Below are 21,716 nucleotides of genomic sequence, written 5' to 3' on the forward strand. Positions count from 1 at the left end.
TCCCCAAGAGGCCAAAGTCGTTCCGCAATGGCCGCTATCTTCCTCAATTCGACGGCTTATTGGCTGCATCTTCTGTCAAAATATTAGTCGCTTCACCCTTCCGTGCTTGCCCATCAGATGGTGATCCGCAGGATTGGGAAGAGCCTTCCCGGCACGACACTCGATTCCTTTGTGCCGATCTTTTCGGCTCCGAGCGTCAGATAAAACGGAACGGCGTTGGGATCTGCTTCGATCACAAAGCTTCTGATTCCCCTCGCTGCAGCCTCCCTTCGGATCTCCTCCCACAGCGCACGCGCGACGCCCCGGCCCATGTGATCGGGATGGACGAATAACCATCCGGGCGTCGGTTGATCCGAATCCGATGATGCCCGCACCCAGAATCCGATGATCGTCCCGGCGGATTCCGCGACATAACCGATCGCCCCTTCGATCGTCTCCGGCGAAATCGTCAGATCGCGCTGCCACAAATCGAGCCAGTCCTCCGGATAGCCCCAATGCGCCTTCGAAAGGCGCGCAAGTTTCGTGAGTTCGTCTGCGTCCGCAGTACGTGCAGCACGGACGGTAAATGGGTGATGCATCTCGTCTCCCCTTGCTGTCGACGTGCCGGCCTGTGTCGTCGTCGGTGCATCGTCCGGTGTGCATTGGCTCACTTCGTTTTACCTCTCGATTTTCAGTTTGCCCACTCGTCGGGCAATCGGGCGGCACCGTTCAACGGCGCACGTTTGGTTCGGCTACATGATCTGCGATGCATGTCCGGCGACGATGCGCCAGCCTGCGCCCGAGCGGCGCCACAGGCGCGTATAGGCAAATGTGCCATCGAAAGCCACGCCATCGAAACGGCCGGCGAGCGTTGCCTTCGTCGTGGTCAGGATCATCCCGTCGATCGCGGATGCTCGCGTTTCATGAAAGTCGAGCTTGTCCAGTCGCAGAAGTTTCGCGCGATGCGTGGCCAGATCGTCGTCTTTCGAGATGATCTGGCCGGACGGGATGGTGAACAGCAGATCGTCGTCCAGCAACGCATCGAGCGCCTCGACATCGTTGGTCAGCATCGCGGCCCGAAGCGCAGCTTCGTAAGGTTCGATGACGGTACGGATCGCATCCATGTGTGAGCCTCTCGTGATTGGTGCAGGGGTGTGATTTCATTCATCGGCGGCGAATGGCGCCTACCGTGCATTCGACAGCGATTGACGCCGGACCACCATCACCAGGCAGATGCCGATCGACGCGATGATGTTGACGGCCGGATAGAACGCGACCGCGACACTCCACGTGCTCAGCGCCAGCAACGCCAGCGCGTACTTGAGCACGCACAGCGCGAAATAGGCGAGGCTCTCGCTCCACGGATCGCGGAGCGTCTTGCGCACGGTCGGGCCGAGGCCGGCAAGCTCGATCAGCGTGACCAGACAGATCGCGATCGTCGGATCGTCGGTGAGCATCCAGAGCGGGATGGCCGAAAGGGCGGCGCACAGAAAAACCCAGTCGATGCGTGTCCAGCCGCGTTCGCCGCGGAAGATGCTGGCCACCAGCGTCAGAAAGCACGTGACGGCAATCGCCGCCGTGCACCACGCGGACGGCCCCGCACCCGCAACGAACTGGCCGGCGGCTGCGATCGCCGTGACGATCGACCATACGAGCCACGTGAACAGATGCGGACGCACGGTGCGCCGATAAATCGCGAGCGCATACGGAATCGCCGCCAGCAACGACACGGCAGTCCCGATAACGCCAAAGACCGAAGCGGCAGCCTGCTCGACACTCGCCATCGACGCAACCTCGTTCGTCCAGGCCGACCAGTATGTGGTCGGATGAGCCGCGGTGCAACGTCGTGCCTGCCACGCATCGCCGCGAGTTTCGCGTCGCATCGCACCGGAAGGCTGGTTTGGCCGAACGCAAACAAACGGCGCAGGAACCGTGAAGCGGCAGGAATTCCCACTGCACGACAGCCGAATGAATAGAAATAACCTCTTCAATGAGAAGAAAAACTGTTCTTTCAAATCTCTTTTTGATGGCCGACAGTTTGACAACCGGACGACTGCCGAGATTCAGGGCGGTCATCGACCTCGGTCATGCCCGCCGGCGTCTTTCGTCGGGTCGAATCCAGGTGGAGAACAACGCACAAGCGCCTGGTCGTCACAACGGAGTCTCGAATGAACCCAACTTCAACAGAAAACCTTCAGCTCGCGGACTGGAGACGACTCGCGGCGCAGGTCGTCCCGAGAACGCTCGCGCATATCGGCGGTCGCAGCGTGCCCGCCCGGAGCGGCCGGACGTTCGTCGCGATCAACCCGGCCACCGAGGCCGTCATCGCGGAAGTCGCGTCGTGCGACGCACCGGATGTGGACGACGCGGTGCGCGCAGCGCGCAACGCATTCGAATCCGGCGTCTGGTCGCGCTGCGCGCCGGCCGAGCGCAAGCGCGTGCTGTGCCGGCTCGGCGAACTCATCGCATCGCATGGCGCGGAGCTCGCGCTGCTCGATTCGCTCAACATGGGCAAGCGTGTCGCCGACGCGTTCAGCATCGACGTGCCGGCTGCAGGCGGCCTGTTCAGCTGGTACGGCGAGGCCGTCGACAAGCTGAATGGCGAAGTCGCATCGACCGAGCCGGGCAACCTTGCGGTCGTCACGCGCGAACCGCTTGGCGTGGTCGGCGCCGTGGTGCCTTGGAATTTCCCGCTCGACATGGTCGCGTGGAAGGTGGCGCCGGCGCTGGCGGCCGGCAACAGCGTCGTGCTGAAGCCCGCGGAGCAATCGCCGCTGTCCGCGCTGCGTCTCGCGGAGCTGGCGCTCGAAGCGGGGTTGCCGCCCGGCGTGCTGAACGTCGTGGCCGGGTACGGCGAGACTGCCGGGCGTGCGCTCGGTCTGCATCCCGACGTCGACGTGCTCGCGTTCACGGGATCGACGGCCGTCGGCAAGAAATTCCTCGAATATGCGGCGCAGTCGAACATGAAGCAGGTATGGCTCGAGTGCGGCGGCAAGAGCCCGAACCTGGTGTTCGACGATACGGACGATCTCGATCTCGCCGCACGCAAGGCGTGCTTCGGCATTTTCTTCAACCAGGGCGAAGTGTGTTCCGCGAACTCGCGACTGCTGGTTCAGCGCTCGATCCACGACGAATTCGTTGACCGGCTGATTTCGCATGCTGCCGCGTTCATGCCGGGCGATCCGCTCGATCCGTCGAGCGGGATGGGGGCCATCGTGGACGAGCAGCAGCACCGGCGGGTGCGCGAGTGGATCGCGCGCGGCCGCGACAGCGCGACGCTCGCGATCGGCGGAGGCGCGCCGCGCGTCGACGGCAAGGGCTACTTCATCGAGCCGACGATCTTCATCGATGTGAAGCATGACGACGCGATCGCGCGCGAGGAGATTTTCGGACCGGTGCTGTCGGTGATGGCGTTCGACACCGAGGACGAGGCCGTCCGGCTCGCGAACGACTCGATCTACGGCCTGGCCGCGTCGCTCTGGACCGGCAGCCTGTCGCGCGCGCATCGCGTGTCGGGCCGGCTGCGCGCCGGCACGGTGTCCGTCAACACGGTCGATGCGCTGAGCGCGCAGACGCCGTTCGGCGGGTTCCGCCAGTCGGGTTTCGGCCGCGATCTTTCGCTGCACGCGATCGACAAGTACACGGGTCTCAAGACGACCTGGATCAGCTATTGATTCGACGCGGCACAACCACGCTTCTTATTCATCAAACGAACCGGAGACTTGCCTATGAATGCGCCCGACTTTCCGCATCGCACGACGCAGGACTATCAACGCAGCGACGCCGCGCATCACCTGCATGCGTTCGTCGACCAGAAGGCACTGAACGAGGAAGGCGCGCGCGTGATGGTGCGCGGCGAAGGCGTTTATCTGTGGGACAACGACGGCAACCGCTATCTGGACGGCATGTCCGGGTTGTGGTGCACCAACGTCGGCTATGGCCGACCGGAACTGATCGACGCTGCCGCGCGGCAGATGAAGGAACTGTCCTACTACAACATGTTCTTTCATACGACGCACCCGTCGGTGATCGAACTGTCGGAACGGCTGTTCGCGTTGCTCGGCAATCGCTTCAGCCACGTCGTGTATACCAATTCGGGTTCCGAATCGAACGAAGTGCTGATTCGCACCGTGCGGCGGTTCTGGGACGTGATGGGCAAGCCGGAGAAGAAGGTGCTGATCGGCCGCGTGAACGGCTACCACGGCTCGACGGTCGGCAGCGCGTCGCTGGGCGGCATGGCGTTCATGCACGAAATGGGCGATCTGCCGATTCCGAACATCACGCACGTCGACGAACCATACTGGTACGCGAACGGCGGCGATCTGAGCCCCGAGGCGTTCGGCAAGCAGGCGGCGTTGTCGCTCGAACGCAAGATTCTCGAGATCGGCGCGGACCGCGTCGCCGCGTTCGTCGCGGAGCCGTTCCAGGGGGCGGGCGGGATGATCTTTCCGCCGGACGGCTATTGGCAGGAGATCGAGCGCATCTGTCGCCAGTACGACGTGCTGCTCTGCGCGGATGAAGTGATCGGCGGTTTCGGCCGCACCGGCGAGTGGTTCGCGCACCGTCACTTCGGCTTCGAGCCCGACCTGATCTGCATGGCCAAGGGGTTGACCTCGGGCTACGTGCCGATGGGCGGCCTGATCATGAGCCGGCGCGTCGGCGATGCGCTGGTCGACAAGGGCGGCGTCTACGCACACGGGCTGACCTATTCGGGGCATCCGGTCGCGGCCGCCGTCGCGCTGGCCAACCTCGACGTGCTCGAGCGCGAAGGCCTCGTCGGGCGCACGAAGACGGATACGGGGCCGTACCTGCAGAAGGCGCTGCGCGATGCGTTCGACGGCCATCCGCTCGTCGGCGAGATCCAGGGCGTGGGTGCGGTCGGCGCGATCCAGTTCGCGAAGAACAAGGCGACGCGCGAGCGCTTCGCGAACGAGGCCGATCTGACCTGGCACAGCCGGACGGTCGGGTTCGAACTCGGCGCGATCGTACGCTCGACGAACGGCCGCCTGATCGTTGCGCCGCCGCTGGTGATCGATCATGCGCAAATCGACGAGCTGGTCGGCACGATGCGCAAGGCGGTCGATGCGACGGCACGTGAAGTGCTCGGGATCGACTGCTGACCGACCGGGCGACGCGCTTTCGCCCGGTGGCAGACGGGCGAAAGCGCGTTTCGCGACAGACATCGCTGCGGGGGCGGCCGATTGCGGAATGTTTCCAGGGCCGTCGCCCGATACGCCGAAGATCGAACTTCAAGGTAACGGTGCACGGAAACGATGCCCGGGCGGCCGCGCATTATTAAGGAATGCAAATGACGATTTCCGATGATTGAAAACCGGAAACGTCATGCCGACCGGCGCGTCCGCATCGCGTCGAGAACGCTGGTCGGCTACTCGCGCACCCACGAAAATCACAACGGAAACAAGGAGACGAAATGAGTCAGGGCGAGTCCATTGCTCATCTCGAGGAAAGCACCATCCAGCCGATTCCGCTGACCGAGCGGCACGGCAGCGCGAAGGATCTGTTCACGATCTGGTTCGGCTCGAACATCATGATGCTGACGATCGTCACCGGATCGCTCGCGACGACGGTGTTCAAGCAGCCGTTCTGGTGGGCGGCGCTCGCCACGCTCGTCGGCAGCCTGATCGGCGCGGTCTTCATGGCGCTGCACTCCGCGCAGGGGCCGCAGCTCGGCGTGCCGCAGATGATCCAGACCCGCGGGCAGTTCGGGTCGTTCGGTGCGCTGCTCGTGGTCGGGTTGGTCGTCGTGATGTATGTCGGCTTCTTCGCGTCGAACTGCGTGTTCGGCGGGCAGGCGTTGCATAGCCTGAACGCGAGCATTCCGCTCGACGCCGGCGTCGTCGTCATCGGGCTGATCAGCCTGCTCGGATCGATCTACGGATACAAGCTGATCCACGCGTATGCGCGGCTGCTGAGCTGGTGCTCGGGCAGCGTGCTCGTGCTGGCCTTCGTGTGGATCATCTTCGTGCACGGCTTGCCGGCCGACACGTTCTCGAAGCATTCGCTGAACCTGTCGGGCTTTCTCGGCGCGATGTCGGTCGCCGCGCTGTGGCAGATCGCATATGCGCCTTACGTGTCGGACTATTCGCGCTACCTGCCGCCCGATACGGGGCCGCGCACTGCGTTCTGGTCGAGTTACTGGGGCTGCGTGCTCGGCTCGTTCTTCCCGATGCTGCTGGGTTGCCTCGTCGGACTCGCGACTCCCGACGGCAACGTCGTGAGCGGTCTCACGGGACTCACGCAGGGGATCAGCGTGCTGGTGATCGTCGTGCTGTCGTTCGGCATCGCGGCCAGTAACGCGATGGAGCTGTATTGCGGCGCGCTGTCGGCCATCACCGTGCTGCAGACGCTCTTTCCGTCGTGGTCGGGCAGGGCGCGCGCACGGGCGATCACCGCGATCGTCCTGTGCGGCATCGCGCTCGCGATCGCGCTGTTCGGGCAGGACAATTTCCTCGCCGGCTACACGAACTTCATCCTGCTGCTGCTGTACGTGCTCGTGCCGTGGACGGCGATCAACCTCGTCGACTACTACCTCGTCTGCCACGGCGAGTACGACGTCGATTCGTTCTTCCGGCAGGACGGCGGCATCTACGGGCGCTTCAATGCGATCGCCGTCGGGTCGTACTTCATCGGCATCGTCGCGCAGGCGCCGTTCATGGCGACCGATCTCTATACGGGAGAACTGGCGAGCCGGCTCGGTGGCGCGGATGTCTCGTGGATCGTCGGCCTGTCGCTCACGTCGCTCGTCTACTACGCGGGCTGCAAGCTGTTCTCGCGGCCGCTGCATGGCGTGGCCGCGAGCGTCGACGGCGTCTCCCGCTGAGTTCGCGTCGCTTCAAGAGCCGAACGCGCGCAGGCGTTCGGCATGGGCTTCGAACCCGTCGAGCCCGGGATGGCGACTGAGCTTGCCGACGCGCACCCGGGCTGCGTCGGCCGTTTGTCTGCTGCGTTTCAAGGCTCCTGCTGCGCCGCGTGCACGTCACGCCGGAACGCGCCGGGGCTCGTGCCCGTCCATTTGCGAAAGGCGCGATGAAACGCGCTCGGCTCGGTGAAACCGAGCTCGACCGCGATCTCGGCGACGCTGAGCGTGTGCCCGCGCAGCAACGACTGGGCCAGCACGCCGCGCAGTTCGTCCTTGAGCGCCGCGAAGCTTTGCCCTTCGCTGCGCAGGCGCCGCCGCAGCGTCGCGGGCGTCGTGCGGAGATGGCCGGCCAACGTATCGAAGTCGGGCCACTCGGCGGCCGGCAGCGCCTTCAGGTGGGCGCGCGTCTTCGCGACCCAGCCCGTGTCGTGCCGGTAGCGGACGAGCAGGTTGCCGGGCGCGCCGCGCAGGAACGTTTTCAGCGCTTGCTCGGAGCGGATCGTCGGCAACGCGAGATACGCGGCGTTGAACGCGAGCCGGCTGTCCGGCCGGTCGAAATGCACGGGCACGCCGAAGAACTGGTGATAGTCGCTGCGCTGATCGGGGCTCGGGCACGCGAAATCGATCCGCTGCAGCGGGATGCGCCGGCCGGTCAGCCAGCACGCGACGCCGAGCAGGATCAGCCAGAACGTCCGGTACGCGAACGCCGGGTACGGTGCGCCCGCTTGCGTCAGCACGATCTGCGCCTGCCCGTCGGCCACGACGAGCTCGCCGTGCGGCTCGTCCAGCACCACGCGCAGGAACTGCAGCGCCCGGCGCAGCGCCTTGTCGAGCGTGCCGGCGTGCAGCACCGCGTGGCACAGCAGCGTGAAGCTGCCTTGCCGCATCGGGCGCGCGGCGAGCCCGAAGAATTCGTCGTCGATCGTGCCGGCGATCGCGAGCCACAGCCGGCCGTATTGCTGCGGCGTGACGGGCTCGCGCACGGTGGCCGGCAGGCCGGCTGCGCGCAGCACGGGCTCCGTCGGGATGCGCTGCCGGCGCAGGCTCGCGAGCGCGTCGTCGACGAAATCCGGCGAAATCATCTGCGGCCCCATTTTCCTGCGTCCTCCCGACATGGCAAAAGCGATCACGATTCTAGATTCGGTTTGTCATTGATTGCAATGTGCCGGCTGTCTACCATCGATGTATCCCCGTCGTGCCACTGGCTCGCCGGCGGTCATAACGCACAGGAGACACGCATGCCTGATGGAGCAACCGCCCGGGCGGTGCCGGCCTACGCCGACGCCGTGGCCCGGTTCAGTATCGAGACCGCCGCGACGCATCTGCGCGGCGACCTGGAGCGCGGCCTGAACGCGTGCGTCGAATGCTGCGACCGGCATGCGTCGGCAGACGCGATCGCGCTCGACTGGATCGACGCGGGCGGGCGGCACCGCAGCTTCACGTTCGCGCAGATGCAGGCGCTGTCGGCGCGGGTCGCGAACCTGCTCGTCGCGCAGGGCGTGAAACCGGGCGACGTGGTGGCCGGCCTGTTGCCGCGCACGCCCGAACTCGTCGCGACGATCCTCGGCACGTGGCGCGCGGGCGCCGTCTACCAGCCGCTGTTCACCGCGTTCGGCCCGAAGGCGATCGAGCACCGGCTGCGCATGAGCGATGCGCGCCTGGTCGTGACCAACGTCGCGAATCGCGCGAAGCTCGACGAGATCGCCGATTGCCCGCCGGTCGCGACGGTGCGCGAGCCGGGCGAGGGTCTGCCGGAACGCGACATCGATTTCCGCGCGGCGCTCGACGCACAGTCCGACGCGTTTGAACCGGTGCTGCGCAAGGGGTCGGACCTGTTCATGATGATGTCGACGTCGGGCACGACCGGCTTGCCGAAGGGCGTGCCGGTGCCGCTGCGCGCGCTGCTCGCGTTCGGCGCGTACATGCGCGAAGCGGTCGACCTGCGCGAAGGCGACCGGTTCTGGAACATCGCCGATCCGGGCTGGGCGTACGGCCTTTATTACGCGATTACGGGCCCGCTGCTGCTCGGCCACGCGACGACGCTCTACGAGGGCGGCTTCACGGTCGACAGCACGTACGACGTGATCGAACGGCTCGGTATCACGAGCCTCGCCGGCTCGCCGACCGCATACCGGATGCTGATGGCCGCCGGCCGGGAAGCGGCGGCACGTATCGCCGGCAAGCTGCGCGTGGTCAGCAGCGCGGGCGAGCCGCTGAATCCGGAAGTCGTGCGCTGGTTCGACGCGGTGCTCGGCGCGCCGATCTACGATCACTACGGCCAGACCGAACTCGGGATGGTCGTGAACAACCATCACGGGCTCGCGCACGTCGTTCATTCCGGCTCGGCCGGTTTCGCGATGCCGGGCTACCGCGTCGCGGTGCTCGACGAGGCGGGCCGCGAACTCGGCCCAGGCGAGCCCGGCAATCTCGCGATCGACATCGCCCGCTCGCCGCTGCTGTGGTTCAGCGGCTACTGGCGTCAGGACACGCCGGCGATCGCGGGCGGCTATTACCGGACCGGCGACAACGTCGAGCTGGAGCCGGACGGCACCGTGAGCTTCATCGGCCGCGCGGACGACGTGATCACGTCGTCCGGCTACCGGATCGGCCCGTTCGACGTGGAAAGCGCGCTGATCGAGCATCCGGCCGTCAGCGAGGCCGCCGTCATCGGCGTGCCCGATCCGGAGCGCACGGAGATCGTCAAGGCGTTCGTCGTGCTGTCGAACGGCTTCGACGGCACGCCGGCGCTGGCCGACGAACTGAGCCAGCACGTGAAGCGGCGGCTGTCCGCCCACGCTTATCCCCGCGCGATCGAATTCGTCGACGCGCTGCCGAAAACCCCGAGCGGCAAGATCCAGCGCTTCGTGTTGCGCAAGATGGAAACCGAGAAGGCCGCTCAACCCTGAATACGGACTGCAGATGAATATCAAGGATCGCGTTTTTCTGATTACGGGCGCCGGTTCGGGCCTCGGCGCCGCGGTGGCGCGCATGGTGGTCGAGCAAGGCGGGAAGGCTGTGCTGCTGGACGTCAATGACGATGCCGGCGCGAGCCTCGCGCACGAACTGGGTGCTGCCGCGCGCTTCGTGAAGACCGACGTGACGAGCGAAGCCGACGGGCAGGCGGCGGTCGCCGCCGCGCGCGATGCGTTCGGCCGCATCGATGCGCTCGTCAACTGCGCGGGCGTCGCGCCGGGCGAGAAGGTCGTCGGCCGCGACGGCCCGCATTCGCTCGATCGTTTCGCGCGTGCGGTGTCGATCAATCTCGTCGGCACGTTCAACATGATCCGGTTGGCCGCCGAAGCGATGTCGAAGCAGGACGCCGATGCGCAAGGCGAGCGCGGCGTGATCGTCAACACCGCATCGGTCGCGGCGTTCGACGGGCAGATCGGGCAGGCCGCGTATGCGGCGTCGAAGAGCGGCGTGGTGGGCATGACGCTGCCGATCGCGCGCGAACTCGCGCGGTTCGGCATTCGCGTCGTGACGGTCGCGCCGGGCATCTTCGCGACGCCGATGATGGCCGGCATGCCGCAGGACGTGCAGGACGCGCTCGGCAAGAGCGTGCCGTTCCCGCCGCGGCTCGGCCGCCCGGAGGAATTTGCGGCGCTGGTGCGCCACATCGCCGAGAATACGATGCTGAACGGCGAAGTCATCCGTCTCGATGGTGCGTTGCGCATGGCACCGCGCTAATACTGGAGGAAACGAATCATGACGACTCAGGATCCGATCGTAATCGTTGGGGCGGCGCGTACGCCGATGGGTGGTTTTCAGGGCGACCTCGCCGCGGCGAGCGCGAGCGAGCTCGGCGCGGTCGCCATTCGTGCGGCGCTCGAGCGCGCGAACGTGCCGGCCGAACGTATCGACGAAATCGTGTTCGGCTGCGTGCTGCCTGCCGGCCAGGGCCAGGCGCCTGCCCGGCAGGCCGCGCTGAAGGCCGGGCTGCCGCTCGCGGCGGGCGCGACCACGGTCAACAAGATGTGCGGCTCCGGGATGAAGGCCGCGATGTTCGCGCACGACCTGCTGCTGGCGGGCTCGGCTGCCGTGGCCGTCGCAGGCGGGATGGAGAGCATGACGAATGCGCCGTACCTGCTGCCGAAGGCGCGCGCGGGGATGCGGATGGGCCACGGCCAGGTGCTCGACCACATGTTCCTCGACGGGCTCGAGGACGCCTATGAGAAGGGCCGCCTGATGGGCACGTTCGCCGAGGACTGCGCGCAGGCTTACCAGTTCACGCGCGAGGCGCAGGATGCGTTCGCGATCGCATCGCTCACGCGTGCGCAACGCGCGATCGCGGACGGGCATTTCGTGTCGGAGATTGCGCCGGTCACCGTGAAGGCAGGGAAAGCGGAAACCGTCGTGTCGATCGACGAGCAGCCGGGCAAGGCGAAGCTCGACAAGATCCCGACGCTGAAGCCGGCGTTTCGCGAAGGCGGCACGGTGACCGCGGCCAACGCATCGTCGATTTCCGACGGCGCGGCCGCGCTCGTGATGATGCGCCGCTCGGAAGCCGAGCGTCTGGGCCTCACGCCGAAGGCCGTGATCGTCGGGCATTCGACTTACGCGGACAAGCCGGGCCTGTTCGCGACGGCGCCGATCGGCGCGCTGCGCAAGCTGTCGGAGAAAACCGGCTGGAACCTGCGCGACGTCGATCTGTTCGAGATCAACGAAGCGTTCGCGGTGGTGCCGATGGCCGCGATGCGCGATCTCGACCTGCCGCACGAGAAGGTCAACGTGCATGGCGGCGCGTGTGCGCTCGGCCATCCGATCGGCGCATCGGGCGCGCGCGTGATGGTGACGCTGCTGGCCGCGCTCGAAACGTACGGTCTGAAACGCGGCATCGCCTCGCTGTGCATCGGCGGCGGCGAGGCGACGGCGATCGCGATCGAACGCGTGGCATAACGCGTCGCACGCACGCTACGACGCGTCTGCGCGATACGGCACGCTCGCCGTATCGCGACGCGGGCGACGGTGAGCATCGTGCAGGACACACCTGCGCGGTGCCCGTCGCCCGTTTTGTTTTCGGCGGCTCGCGTCGCTGCGCTAGCGCTTCGCGTGCGGCGACACCGCGCCGCATGCGCGTATCACGAGCTGCACGACCTGCTCGGTCTGCTCGTCGAACGACTTTTGCGTGAACGCGCGCTTGCCGCTCAGCGCGCGGATCTGCGCATCGAAATCGGCGTAGTGCTGCGTGGTTGCCCAGATCAGGTACATCAGCGCATGCGCATCGATCGGCGCGAGCAACCCGCGCGCGATCCAGCCGTCGATCACCTTCACGCGCGTGTCGAACCACGGCTTCACGCGTTGCGACAGGATGTCCTGCATGTGCTCCGCGCCCTGGATGATCTCGTTGGCCCAGACCTTCGAGCCGAGCGTGCGCCGACGCGACAGCGCCATCTTCGCGCGCACGTAGCCGCCGATCGCTTCCACCGGATCGTCGCCGGCCTCGAACGAGCCGGCCGCGCGATGCCAGTCCTCGAACAGGTCTTCCAGCACGCGGCGGTACAGCGCAAGCTTCGTCGGGAAGTAGTAATGCAGGTTCGCCTTCGGCAGGCCCGCGCGTTCCGCGATCATCGCGGTGCTCGCGCCGTCGAGCCCGCGCTCCGCGAACACGGCCTCCGCACAGGCGAGCAGATGCGCTTCGTTGGACTCGCGGATGTGCGCCTTGCGTCGCCGCAAAGGCGCGGACGTTTCGTCGCTGTCGGTCGCTTCGGCTGCCGCCTCGTCATGTCTCATCGTTACCCTCGCGCGGCGGGCATGCCGCGTTGGGCTTCATTCTAGCCGCTCAATTGCATCGAGCGCACGCGTGCGGACACAGCGCGTGCGCCGCGATGCTGCGTTGCGATGGCACGTTTCTCGCTCTGTCGAACGACGAAAGAAAGACATTGCTTTGGTCATTTTGATCGTCTAAAACCTGTCCAATCGGACAGGATTCGGCGAGCGGCGGAAGGCAGTGCCGGCGATTCGTCGGACGAACTTCGCGCATGACCGGGATATGCACCGCGCATGGGCGGGCATGCCCCGAATGAGGCATTGCACGCACCGGCACAGACCGGGCTGACGACATCACCGACCCCACAGGAGCGATACGAATGAACGCGGTATCGGAAGCAGTGAAGCGGCCAGTGTTCGACCCGTCGATCAAGGTCGACGGCAAGCGGTTGTGGGACAGCCTGATGGAGGTCGCCAAAATCGGTGCGACGCCGAAGGGCGGCGTGTGCCGCCTCGCGTTGACCGATCTCGACAAGGCCGGCCGTGACCTGATCGTCAGCTGGGCGAAGGCCGCCGGCTGCACGGTGACGGTCGACACGATGGGCAACGTGTTCATGCGCCGCGCGGGCCGCGTGGCCGACGCGGCGCCGGTCGTCACCGGCTCGCACGCGGATTCGCAGCCGACGGGCGGCCGTTTCGACGGCATCTACGGCGTGCTCGGCGGCCTCGAAGTGATTCGCAGTCTCAACGATCACGGCATCGAGACCGAGCATCCGGTCGAAGTGGTGATCTGGACCAACGAGGAGGGCTCGCGCTTCGCGCCCGCGATGGTCGCCTCCGGCGTGTTCGCGGGCGTGTTCCCGCTCGAATACGGGCTGTCGCGCAAGGATGTCGACGGCAAGACGATCGGCGAGGAGCTGGCGCGCATCGGCTACGCGGGCGACGTGCCGTGCGGCGGGCGCAAGCTGCATGCGGCGTTCGAACTGCATATCGAGCAGGGCCCGATTCTCGAAGCGGAATGCAAGACGATCGGCGTCGTGACCGATGCGCAAGGGCAGCGCTGGTACGAGATCACGTTCACCGGCCAGGAAGCGCATGCGGGCCCGACGCCGATGCCGCGCCGCCGCGACGCGCTGCTCGGCGCATCGCGCGTGGTCGATCTCGTCAACCGGATCGGCCTCGACCATGCGCCGTTCGGCTGCGCGACGGTCGGCATGATGCAGGTCTACCCGAACTCGCGCAACGTGATTCCCGGCCGCGTGTTCTTCACCGTCGATTTCCGTCATCCGGACGACGCCGTGCTCGCGAAGATGGACGCCGCGCTGCGCGACGGCGTCGCGCGCATCGCAGCCGACATCGGGCTCGAAACGGCGCTCGAGCAGATCTTCTACTACAAGCCCGTCGCGTTCGATCCGGCGTGCGTCGCCGCCGTGCGCGGCGCGGCCGAGCGCTTCGGCTACTCGCATCGCGACATCGTGTCGGGCGCGGGCCACGACGCGTGTTATCTCGCGCAGGTCGCGCCGACGTCGATGGTGTTCGTGCCGTGTGTCGACGGCATCAGCCACAACGAGATCGAAGACGCGACGCCTGCGTGGATCGAGGCCGGCGCGAACGTGCTGCTGCACGCGATGCTGTCGCGCGCATGCGAGCCGGCTTCATGACGCATCGGTCGTAGCAGCCGGCAGGCCGCGCATCGCCTGACCGCAGGATTCCCAAGCATCACCGCCCCGACTGTGCATTCGCAGCCGGCGGGGACGGCTTTGTCTCCACCCAGTCGAAGGAACGCGTATGACCACCAAGCCAACCGGCGATATCGCCGCGCATCGCCTGTCGTCCACGCAACTCTCGTGCGAATTCGCCGATATCGCGCCGCTGCTCGATCCGACTGCCGCGGCGGCGGCCGCCAGCCGCTGCCACTACTGCTACGACGCGCCGTGTGTACAGGCGTGCCCGACGCAGATCGACATCCCGAGCTTCATCCGCAAGATCGGCAACGGCAACCTGAAGGGCGCCGCGACCGACATTCTCTCCGCGAATCCGCTCGGCGGGATGTGCGCGCGCGTGTGCCCGACCGAGATCCTGTGCGAAGGCGCATGCGTGCGCAACCATCAGGATTCGCAACCGGTCGCGATCGGCGCGCTGCAGCGGCACGCGACCGACTGGGCGATGGAGACCGGCGCGGTGCGCTTCAAACGCGCGCCCGATACGGGCCGTCATGTCGCGGTGGTCGGCGCGGGGCCGGCCGGGCTCGCGTGCGCGCACCGGCTCGCACTCGCCGGGCATCGCGTCACGCTGTTCGACGCGCGGCAGAAGGCCGGCGGCCTCAATGAATACGGGATCGCCGCATACAAGACCGTCGACGATTTCGCGCAGCGCGAAGTCGAGTGGCTGCTGTCGGTCGGCGGGATCACGCTGCAAACGGGCGTGGCGCTCGGGCGTGACGTGACGCTCGACGCGTTGCGCGAGCAGCACGACGCAGTGTTTCTCGCGATGGGCCTCGGCGGCGTGCGCGCGCTGGCGATCGACGGCGAGCAACTGGCCGGCGTGATGAACGCGGTCGACTTCATCGAGCAGGTGCGGCAGGCCGACGCGCTGGAGAACGTGCCGGTCGGGCGGCGCGTGGTCGTGATCGGCGGCGGCAACACGGCCATCGACGCGGCCGTGCAAAGCCGCAAGCTCGGCGCCGAGCGTGTGACGATGGTCTACCGGCGCGGCGTGGACACGATGAGCGCGACGTGGGCCGAGCGCGAGTTCGCGCAGAAGAGCGGCGTCACGCTCGTCACGCACGCGAAGCCGGTGCGCATGGCGGGCGCGAACGGGCAGGTGACGGGCGTCGAATTCGAGGCGGCATCGGGCGAGCGCTTCACCGTCGACGCGGACATGGTGCTGAAGGCGATCGGCCAGACGCTCGCGCCCAATGGCGTCGAGCCGGCGTTGCTGACGGCGGACGGTACGCGCATCGCGGTGGATGCGGACGGCCGCACCGCATGGCCCGACGTGTGGGCCGGCGGCGACTGCGCGGCAACGGACGGCATCGACCTCACGGTGCAGGCCGTGCAGGACGGCAAGCGCGCGGCCGCATCGATCGATGCCGCGCTCGCGCAGCGCGACGCGAAGGCTGCGTGAACGCGCGACACGCCGAGCACACCCGGACACAACGATAGCGACCCCACTCTCACGGAGCCGAACATGGCCGACCTTCGCTGCACCATCGCGGGCATCACTTCGCCGAACCCCTTCTGGCTGGCGTCCGCGCCGCCGACCGACAAGGCCTACAACGTCAACCGCGCGTTCGAGGCGGGCTGGGGCGGCGTGGTCTGGAAAACGCTCGGGCTCGATCCGCACGTCGTCAACGTCAGTTCGCGCTACGGCGCCGTGCAATGGAACGGCCAGCGCATCGCGGGGCTGAACAACATCGAGCTGATCACCGACCGCCCGCTCGACGTGAACCTGAGAGAGATCGCGCAAGTGAAGCGCGACTGGCCCGACCGCGCGCTGATCGTGTCGCTGATGGTGCCGTGCAACGAGCGCGACTGGAAATGGATCCTGCCGCTCGTCGAGGATACCGGCGCCGATGCGGTCGAACTGAACTTCGGCTGTCCGCACGGGATGAGCGAGCGCGGGATGGGCGCGGCCGTCGGGCAGGTGCCCGAATACGTCGAGATGGTCACGCGCTGGGTGAAGGAAGGCACGAAGCTGCCGTGCCTCGTGAAGCTCACGCCGAACATCAGCGACATCCGGATGGGCTCGCGCGCCGCATACAAGGGCGGCGCGGACGGCGTGTCGCTGATCAACACGATCAACTCGATCGTCGCAGTCGATCTCGATCACATGGCGCCGATGCCGACCGTCGACGGCAAGGGCACGCACGGCGGTTATTGCGGCCCGGCGGTCAAGCCGATCGCATTGAACATGGTCGCGGAAATCGCGCGTGACCCGGAAACGCCGAACCTGCCGATCTCGGGCATCGGCGGCATCTCGACGTGGCGCGACGCGGCCGAATTCATGGTGCTCGGCGCCGGCAGCGTGCAGGTGTGCACCGCCGCGATGCATTACGGCTTCCGGATCGTGTCGGATCTCGCCGACGGGCTGTCGAACTGGATGGACGAGAAGGGCTACGCGACGCTCGACGACGTGCGCGGCCGCGCGGTGCCGAACGTGACCGACTGGAAATACCTGAACCTGAAGTACGACATCAAGGCGCGCATCGACCAGGACCGCTGCATCCAGTGCGGGCTGTGCCATATCGCGTGCGAGGACACGTCGCATCAGGCGATCACGCGCGAGAAGGACGGCGTGCGGCACTTCGAAGTGATCGATGCGGAGTGCGTCGGGTGCAATCTTTGCATGCATGTGTGTCCGGTCGAGCAATGCATCACGATGGAGCGCGTCGACTCGGGCGAATATGCGAACTGGACCACGCATCCGAACAATCCGGCGCGCGCCGACACGGGGGCGAACCCGGCGGCGCCCGAGAAACACGCGAAGGCGGCTTGACCGGTATCCGGCGGCGCGGGATTGTCAGGGCCGCCGTTTTTCGTCTCTCCGGGCCGGCATCGTGCGATGCCGGCGCTGACGTTTACGTGGAGTGCGTTCGATGAAATCCGCAGCGAATCCCGCCGAGCCCGACAGCGCCACGGCGCCGGGCGGCAGCCTGTACAACGACGACCTCGCGCCGACGACGCCGGCGCAGCGCACGTGGAAGTGGTATCACTTCGCGGCGCTGTGGGTCGGGATGGTGATGAACATCGCGTCGTACATGCTCGCGGCCGGGCTGATCCAGGAAGGCATGTCGCCGTGGCAGGCGGTCATGACCGTGCTGCTCGGCAACCTGATCGTGCTCGTGCCGATGCTGCTGATCGGTCATGCGGGCGCGAAGCACGGGATTCCGTACGCGGTGCTCGTGCGCGCGTCGTTCGGCACGCAGGGGGCGAAGCTGCCGGCGCTGTTGCGCGCGATCGTCGCGTGCGGCTGGTACGGCATCCAGACCTGGCTCGGCGGCAGCGCGATCTATACGCTGCTGAACATCCTGACCGGCAATGCGCTGCACGGCGCGGCGCTGCCGGTCATCGGCATCTCGTTCGGGCAGCTCGCGTGCTTCCTCGTGTTCTGGGCGCTGCAGTTGTACTTCATCTGGCACGGCACCGATTCGATCCGCTGGCTCGAGAGCTGGTCTGCGCCGATCAAGGTCGTGATGTGCGTGGCGCTCGTGTGGTGGGCGACGTCGAAGGCGGGCGGTTTCGGCTCGATGCTGTCGGCGCCGTCGCAGTTCGCGGCGGGCGGCAAGAAAGCCGGGCTGTTCTGGGCGACGTTCTGGCCGGGCCTGACCGCGATGGTCGGCTTCTGGGCCACGCTCGCGCTGAACATTCCCGATTTCACGCGTTTCGCGCATTCGCAGCGCGACCAGATGATCGGGCAGTCGATCGGGCTGCCGCTGCCGATGGCGCTGCTGTCGGTGGTGTCGGTCGTCGTGACGTCGGCGACCGTCGTGATCTACGGCAACGCGATCTGGGACCCGATCGACCTGACGAGCCGGATGACGGGCATCGGCGTGGGCATCGCGCTCGTGATCCTCACGCTCGACACGATGTGCTGCAACCTCGCCGCGAATCTCGTCGGCCCCGCGTACGACTTCTCGAGCCTGTGGCCGAAGGCGATCTCGTACCGCGCGGGCGGGATGATCACCGCGACGATCGCGATCGTGATGATGCCGTGGAAGATCCTCGCGACGACCGACGGCTACATCTTCACCTGGCTCGTCGGGTATTCGGCGCTGCTCGGGCCCGTCGCGGGCATCCTGATGGTCGACTACTTCCTGATTCGCGGCACGCGGCTCGACACGCGCGCACTGTTCGACGAACGCGGCGACTTCAGCTACGCGCGCGGCTGGAACCCGGCCGCACTGATCGCGCTCGCGGTCGGCGTGCTGCCGAACCTGCCGGGCTTCCTGCACACCGCATTTCCGGCGTCGTTCCCGAACGTGCCGGCGTTCTTCAATACGCTCTACACGTACGCGTGGTTCGTCGGCCTCGTGCTGGCGTCGGGCGTGTACGGCACCTGGATGAAGTGGCGCGCCGGACAGCGCGCGCAGATCGCGAGCGCATGACGCGCGACGTTCGCCGCATGCGGCACCCGACAGTCAACGAGGAGGCAACGAAATGGCAATCCTGATTCGCGGCGGCACCGTGGTCGATGCAGACCGCTCCTATCGCGCGGACGTCCTGTGCGCGGACCCGCAGGACGGCGGGACGATCCTGCAGATCGCCGAGAAGATCGACGCGCCGGCCGGCGCGACCGTCGTCGACGCGCACGACCAGTACGTGATGCCCGGCGGCATCGATCCGCACACGCACATGGAACTGCCGTTCATGGGCACGACGGCGAGCGACGATTTCTACTCGGGCACGGCCGCCGGGCTGTCGGGCGGCACGACGAGCATCATCGACTTCGTGATCCCGAGCCCGAAACAGCCGCTGATGGACGCGTTCCACGCATGGCGCGGCTGGGCCGAGAAAGCGGCATCCGACTACGGTTTTCACGTGGCGGTGACGTGGTGGGACGAGAGCGTGCACCGCGACATGGGCACGCTCGTGCGCGAGCACGGCGTGTCGAGCTTCAAGCACTTCATGGCGTACAAGAACGCGATCATGGCCGACGACGAGGTGCTCGTGAACAGCTTCTCGCGTTCGCTCGAACTCGGCGCGCTGCCGACCGTGCACGCGGAGAACGGCGAGCTCGTGTTCCAGTTGCAGAAGGCGCTGCTCGCGCGCGGGATGACCGGGCCGGAGGCGCATCCGCTGTCGCGGCCGCCGGAGGTCGAGGGCGAAGCCGCGAACCGCGCGATCCGCATCGCGCAGGTGCTCGGCGTGCCGGTGTATATCGTGCACGTGTCGGCGAAGGATGCGGTCGACGCGATCACGCGCGCACGTAGCGAAGGGCTGCGCGTGTTCGGCGAAGTGCTGCCGGGCCACCTCGTGATCGACGAGGCCGTCTATCGCGACCCGGACTGGACGCGCGCGGCCGCGCACGTGATGAGCCCGCCGTTCCGCTCGGCCGAGCATCGCGAAGCGCTGTGGCGCGGGCTGCAGTCGGGGCAGCTGCATACGACCGCGACCGATCACTGCGTGTTCTGCGCGTCGCAGAAGGCGATGGGCCGCGAAGATTTCACGAAGATTCCGAACGGCTGCGGCGGCGTCGAGGATCGCATGTCGGTGCTGTGGCATCACGGCGTGAATCATGGCCGCATCACGCCGAACGAGTTCGTGCGGATCACGTCGACGAACGCCGCGCAGATCTTCAACCTGTATCCGCGCAAGGGCGCCGTGCAGGTGGGCGCCGATGCCGACCTCGTCGTGTGGGACCCGGCCGCGACGAAGACGATCTCGGTGAAGACCCATCACCAGCAGGTCGACTTCAACGTGTTCGAGGGGATGACGGTGCAGGGCGTCGCGACGCACACGCTCACGCGCGGCGCGCTCGCATGGGCCGACGGCGAGCTGCGCGCGGTGCGTGGCGCGGGCCGCTATCTGAAGCGCCCGCCGGCCGCCGGCTACTACGAGGCCGCGCGCATTGCGAACCGGCTGCGCGAACCGCATCCGGTCGAGCGCGCCGGCTGAGCGGCGCAGGTGATGCGGGGCGTGTCCGTTCGGGCGGCGAACGGCACGCCCCGCGCGTTTTTGCGCGGTAGATAGACATACTGAGCAAGCCGGAGAAGCGAAAAAAAAGCAACGATCGACGGCACTGGCGACAGCGATTTTGACGGCGTTGCCGCCACGCATATCAAGCGGGTAACATCCACCCACCCCATGCAGGGCCGCGGGCTTCGGGCCGCCCGCCGGACAGTTCAAATAGTGAGAAAGGAGCACAAGGTGGATATTCTGCGCAGTCTCCTGGGCATGCTGTTCCTGTTGCTGGTGGCTTACCTGCTGTCGAACAACCGGCGCGCGGTGAGCGGGCGGACCATGATCGCCGCGCTGCTCACGCAGCTTGCGATCGGCGCGCTGGTGCTGTTCGTGCCGAGCGGGCGCGCGGTGCTGGCCGCGGCCGCGAACGGCGTCAATCGCGTGCTCGACATGGGCAATCACGGTATCGCGTTCGTGTTCGGCGGGCTGGTCGACAGCCGGATGTTCCAGCTGTTCGGCGACGGCGGCTTCGTGTTCGGCCTGCGCGTGCTGCCGATGATCATCTTCGTCACTGCGCTGATCGCGGTGCTGTACTACATCGGCGTGATGAAGTGGATCGTCGCGATCCTCGGCGCCGGGCTGTCGAAAGTGCTCGGCGTGAGCCGCATCGAGGCGTGCTCGGCCGTCGCGACGATCTTCCTCGGACAGAGCGAGATGCCCGCGCTCGTGAAGCCGTTCGTGCGGAACATGACGAGCGCCGAGATCTTCACCGTGATGGCGAGCGGCATGGCGTCGGTTGCGGGCTCGGTGCTGGTCGGCTACGCCGGCCTCGGTGTGAAGATGGAATATCTGCTCGCCGCGTCGTTCATGGCGGTGCCGGGCGGCCTGCTGTTCGGCAAGCTGCTGTTTCCGACCGTCGAGCCGAGCCGCGTGGTGGTCGACGGTCTCGATTTCGACGACAAGCGGGCCGCCAACGTGATCGAGGCGGCGGCGTCCGGTGCATCGGTCGGCCTGCGGATCGCGATCAACGTCGGCGCGATGCTGATCGCGTTCGTCGGGCTGATCGCGCTGATGAACCTCATCGTCGGCGGCGTGGCCACGTTCGCGGGCTTTCCGCAGATCACGCTGGTGAGCCTCATCGGCCACCTGTTCGCGCCGCTGGCCTGGATCATCGGCGTGCCGTGGCACGATGCGATGCTGGCCGGCAACTTCATCGGCGAGAAACTGATCTTCAACGAGTTCGTCGCCTACGGCGACCTGTCGCCGTATCTGAAGGGCAGCACGCATGTCGCGGCGGCCGGCCTGCAGGTGCTCGACCCGAAGACGCTCGCGATCGTGTCGTTCGCGCTGTGCGGCTTCGCGAACTTCTCGTCGATCGCGATTCTCGCCGGCGGCTTCAGCGCAGTCGCGCCCGAGCGTCGCTCCGAAGTCGCGCGGCACGGCTTGCGCGCGCTGACGGCCGCGACATTATCGAACTTGATGAGCGCCGCGATTGCCGGCCTGTTCTTTTCCCTGCATTGAACCGTGCA

At 66.8% G+C, this 21,716-nt stretch carries 17 protein-coding genes; 12 read left to right on the forward strand and 5 right to left on the reverse strand.

The window, feature by feature from the left end; all coding sequences use genetic code 11:
• Positions 1-113 precede the first annotated feature (113 nt).
• The 3 genes from BBJ41_RS34765 to BBJ41_RS34775 all read right to left on the reverse strand — a co-directional run bounded on the left by BBJ41_RS34765 (position 114) and on the right by BBJ41_RS34775 (position 1,763).
• Positions 114-578 (reverse strand): GNAT family N-acetyltransferase, encoded by a 465-nt coding sequence (locus tag BBJ41_RS34765; protein WP_069750847.1) that lies wholly within the window; start codon positions 576-578, stop codon positions 114-116.
• Positions 579-731: 153 nt separating this feature from the next.
• On the reverse strand, positions 732-1,103 hold the full coding sequence (locus BBJ41_RS34770; protein ID WP_069750848.1) for a nuclear transport factor 2 family protein: 372 nt from the start codon (positions 1,101-1,103) through the stop codon (positions 732-734).
• A 60-nt stretch (positions 1,104-1,163) separates the two neighbouring features.
• The gene (locus BBJ41_RS34775; protein ID WP_069750849.1) at positions 1,164-1,763 is read right to left on the reverse strand and encodes a hypothetical protein; all 600 of its coding nucleotides are present in this window, start codon (positions 1,761-1,763) and stop codon (positions 1,164-1,166) included.
• A gap of 384 nt (positions 1,764-2,147) precedes the next feature.
• On the opposite strand from BBJ41_RS34775, the gene BBJ41_RS34780 reads away from it, so the two are divergent.
• The 3 genes from BBJ41_RS34780 (at position 2,148) to BBJ41_RS34790 (ending at position 6,820) form a co-directional block, all read left to right on the forward strand.
• Positions 2,148-3,653, forward strand: coding sequence for an aldehyde dehydrogenase (locus BBJ41_RS34780; RefSeq protein ID WP_069750850.1), 1,506 nt, complete (start codon positions 2,148-2,150; stop codon positions 3,651-3,653).
• Between the two features lie 54 nt (positions 3,654-3,707).
• Positions 3,708-5,099 (forward strand): aspartate aminotransferase family protein, encoded by a 1,392-nt coding sequence (locus BBJ41_RS34785; RefSeq protein ID WP_069750851.1) that lies wholly within the window; start codon positions 3,708-3,710, stop codon positions 5,097-5,099.
• Between the two features lie 311 nt (positions 5,100-5,410).
• Complete coding sequence (locus tag BBJ41_RS34790; RefSeq protein WP_069750852.1) at positions 5,411-6,820, forward strand: purine-cytosine permease family protein; 1,410 nt, start codon at positions 5,411-5,413, stop codon at positions 6,818-6,820.
• Between the two features lie 128 nt (positions 6,821-6,948).
• Here BBJ41_RS34790 and BBJ41_RS34795 read toward each other — a convergent pair whose 3' ends face one another.
• Complete coding sequence (locus tag BBJ41_RS34795; protein WP_069750853.1) at positions 6,949-7,953, reverse strand: AraC family transcriptional regulator; 1,005 nt, start codon at positions 7,951-7,953, stop codon at positions 6,949-6,951.
• Positions 7,954-8,097: 144 nt separating this feature from the next.
• On the opposite strand from BBJ41_RS34795, the gene BBJ41_RS34800 reads away from it, so the two are divergent.
• Genes BBJ41_RS34800 through BBJ41_RS34810 form a run of 3 tightly spaced genes read left to right on the forward strand, consistent with a single transcriptional unit; the run spans position 8,098 to position 11,755 of the window.
• Positions 8,098-9,765 carry an acyl-CoA synthetase gene (locus BBJ41_RS34800; RefSeq protein ID WP_069750854.1) on the forward strand — a complete coding sequence of 556 codons (1,668 nt, stop codon included), beginning with the start codon at positions 8,098-8,100 and terminating at the stop codon, positions 9,763-9,765.
• A gap of 13 nt (positions 9,766-9,778) precedes the next feature.
• Positions 9,779-10,546 carry a 3-hydroxyacyl-CoA dehydrogenase gene (locus BBJ41_RS34805; RefSeq protein ID WP_069750855.1) on the forward strand — a complete coding sequence of 256 codons (768 nt, stop codon included), beginning with the start codon at positions 9,779-9,781 and terminating at the stop codon, positions 10,544-10,546.
• Positions 10,547-10,564: 18 nt separating this feature from the next.
• Positions 10,565-11,755 carry an acetyl-CoA C-acetyltransferase gene (locus BBJ41_RS34810; RefSeq protein ID WP_069750856.1) on the forward strand — a complete coding sequence of 397 codons (1,191 nt, stop codon included), beginning with the start codon at positions 10,565-10,567 and terminating at the stop codon, positions 11,753-11,755.
• Between the two features lie 141 nt (positions 11,756-11,896).
• On the opposite strand, the gene BBJ41_RS34815 is transcribed toward BBJ41_RS34810, so the two are convergent.
• On the reverse strand, positions 11,897-12,589 hold the full coding sequence (locus BBJ41_RS34815) for a TetR/AcrR family transcriptional regulator (RefSeq protein ID WP_069750857.1): 693 nt from the start codon (positions 12,587-12,589) through the stop codon (positions 11,897-11,899).
• Positions 12,590-12,945: 356 nt separating this feature from the next.
• Between BBJ41_RS34815 and BBJ41_RS34820 the strand changes: the two genes are divergently transcribed.
• From BBJ41_RS34820 to BBJ41_RS34845, 6 genes are all read left to right on the forward strand, one after another.
• Complete coding sequence (locus BBJ41_RS34820) at positions 12,946-14,226, forward strand: Zn-dependent hydrolase (RefSeq protein WP_069750858.1); 1,281 nt, start codon at positions 12,946-12,948, stop codon at positions 14,224-14,226.
• Positions 14,227-14,353: 127 nt separating this feature from the next.
• Positions 14,354-15,691 carry an NAD(P)-dependent oxidoreductase gene (locus tag BBJ41_RS34825; RefSeq protein ID WP_069750859.1) on the forward strand — a complete coding sequence of 446 codons (1,338 nt, stop codon included), beginning with the start codon at positions 14,354-14,356 and terminating at the stop codon, positions 15,689-15,691.
• Between the two features lie 63 nt (positions 15,692-15,754).
• Positions 15,755-17,062: an NAD-dependent dihydropyrimidine dehydrogenase subunit PreA gene (gene preA, locus BBJ41_RS34830; protein WP_069750860.1), complete on the forward strand. Its 1,308-nt coding sequence runs from the start codon at positions 15,755-15,757 to the stop codon at positions 17,060-17,062.
• 100 nt (positions 17,063-17,162) lie between these two features.
• Positions 17,163-18,671 carry an NCS1 family nucleobase:cation symporter-1 gene (locus BBJ41_RS34835; RefSeq protein WP_069751455.1) on the forward strand — a complete coding sequence of 503 codons (1,509 nt, stop codon included), beginning with the start codon at positions 17,163-17,165 and terminating at the stop codon, positions 18,669-18,671.
• Positions 18,672-18,723: 52 nt separating this feature from the next.
• Positions 18,724-20,181, forward strand: coding sequence for a dihydropyrimidinase (gene hydA / locus BBJ41_RS34840; protein WP_069750861.1), 1,458 nt, complete (start codon positions 18,724-18,726; stop codon positions 20,179-20,181).
• Positions 20,182-20,433: 252 nt separating this feature from the next.
• Positions 20,434-21,708 carry a NupC/NupG family nucleoside CNT transporter gene (locus tag BBJ41_RS34845; RefSeq protein WP_069750862.1) on the forward strand — a complete coding sequence of 425 codons (1,275 nt, stop codon included), beginning with the start codon at positions 20,434-20,436 and terminating at the stop codon, positions 21,706-21,708.
• Positions 21,709-21,716 lie beyond the last annotated feature (8 nt).

This window comes from Burkholderia stabilis, assembly GCF_001742165.1.
GTDB classification, from domain to species: Bacteria; Pseudomonadota; Gammaproteobacteria; order Burkholderiales; family Burkholderiaceae; genus Burkholderia; species Burkholderia stabilis.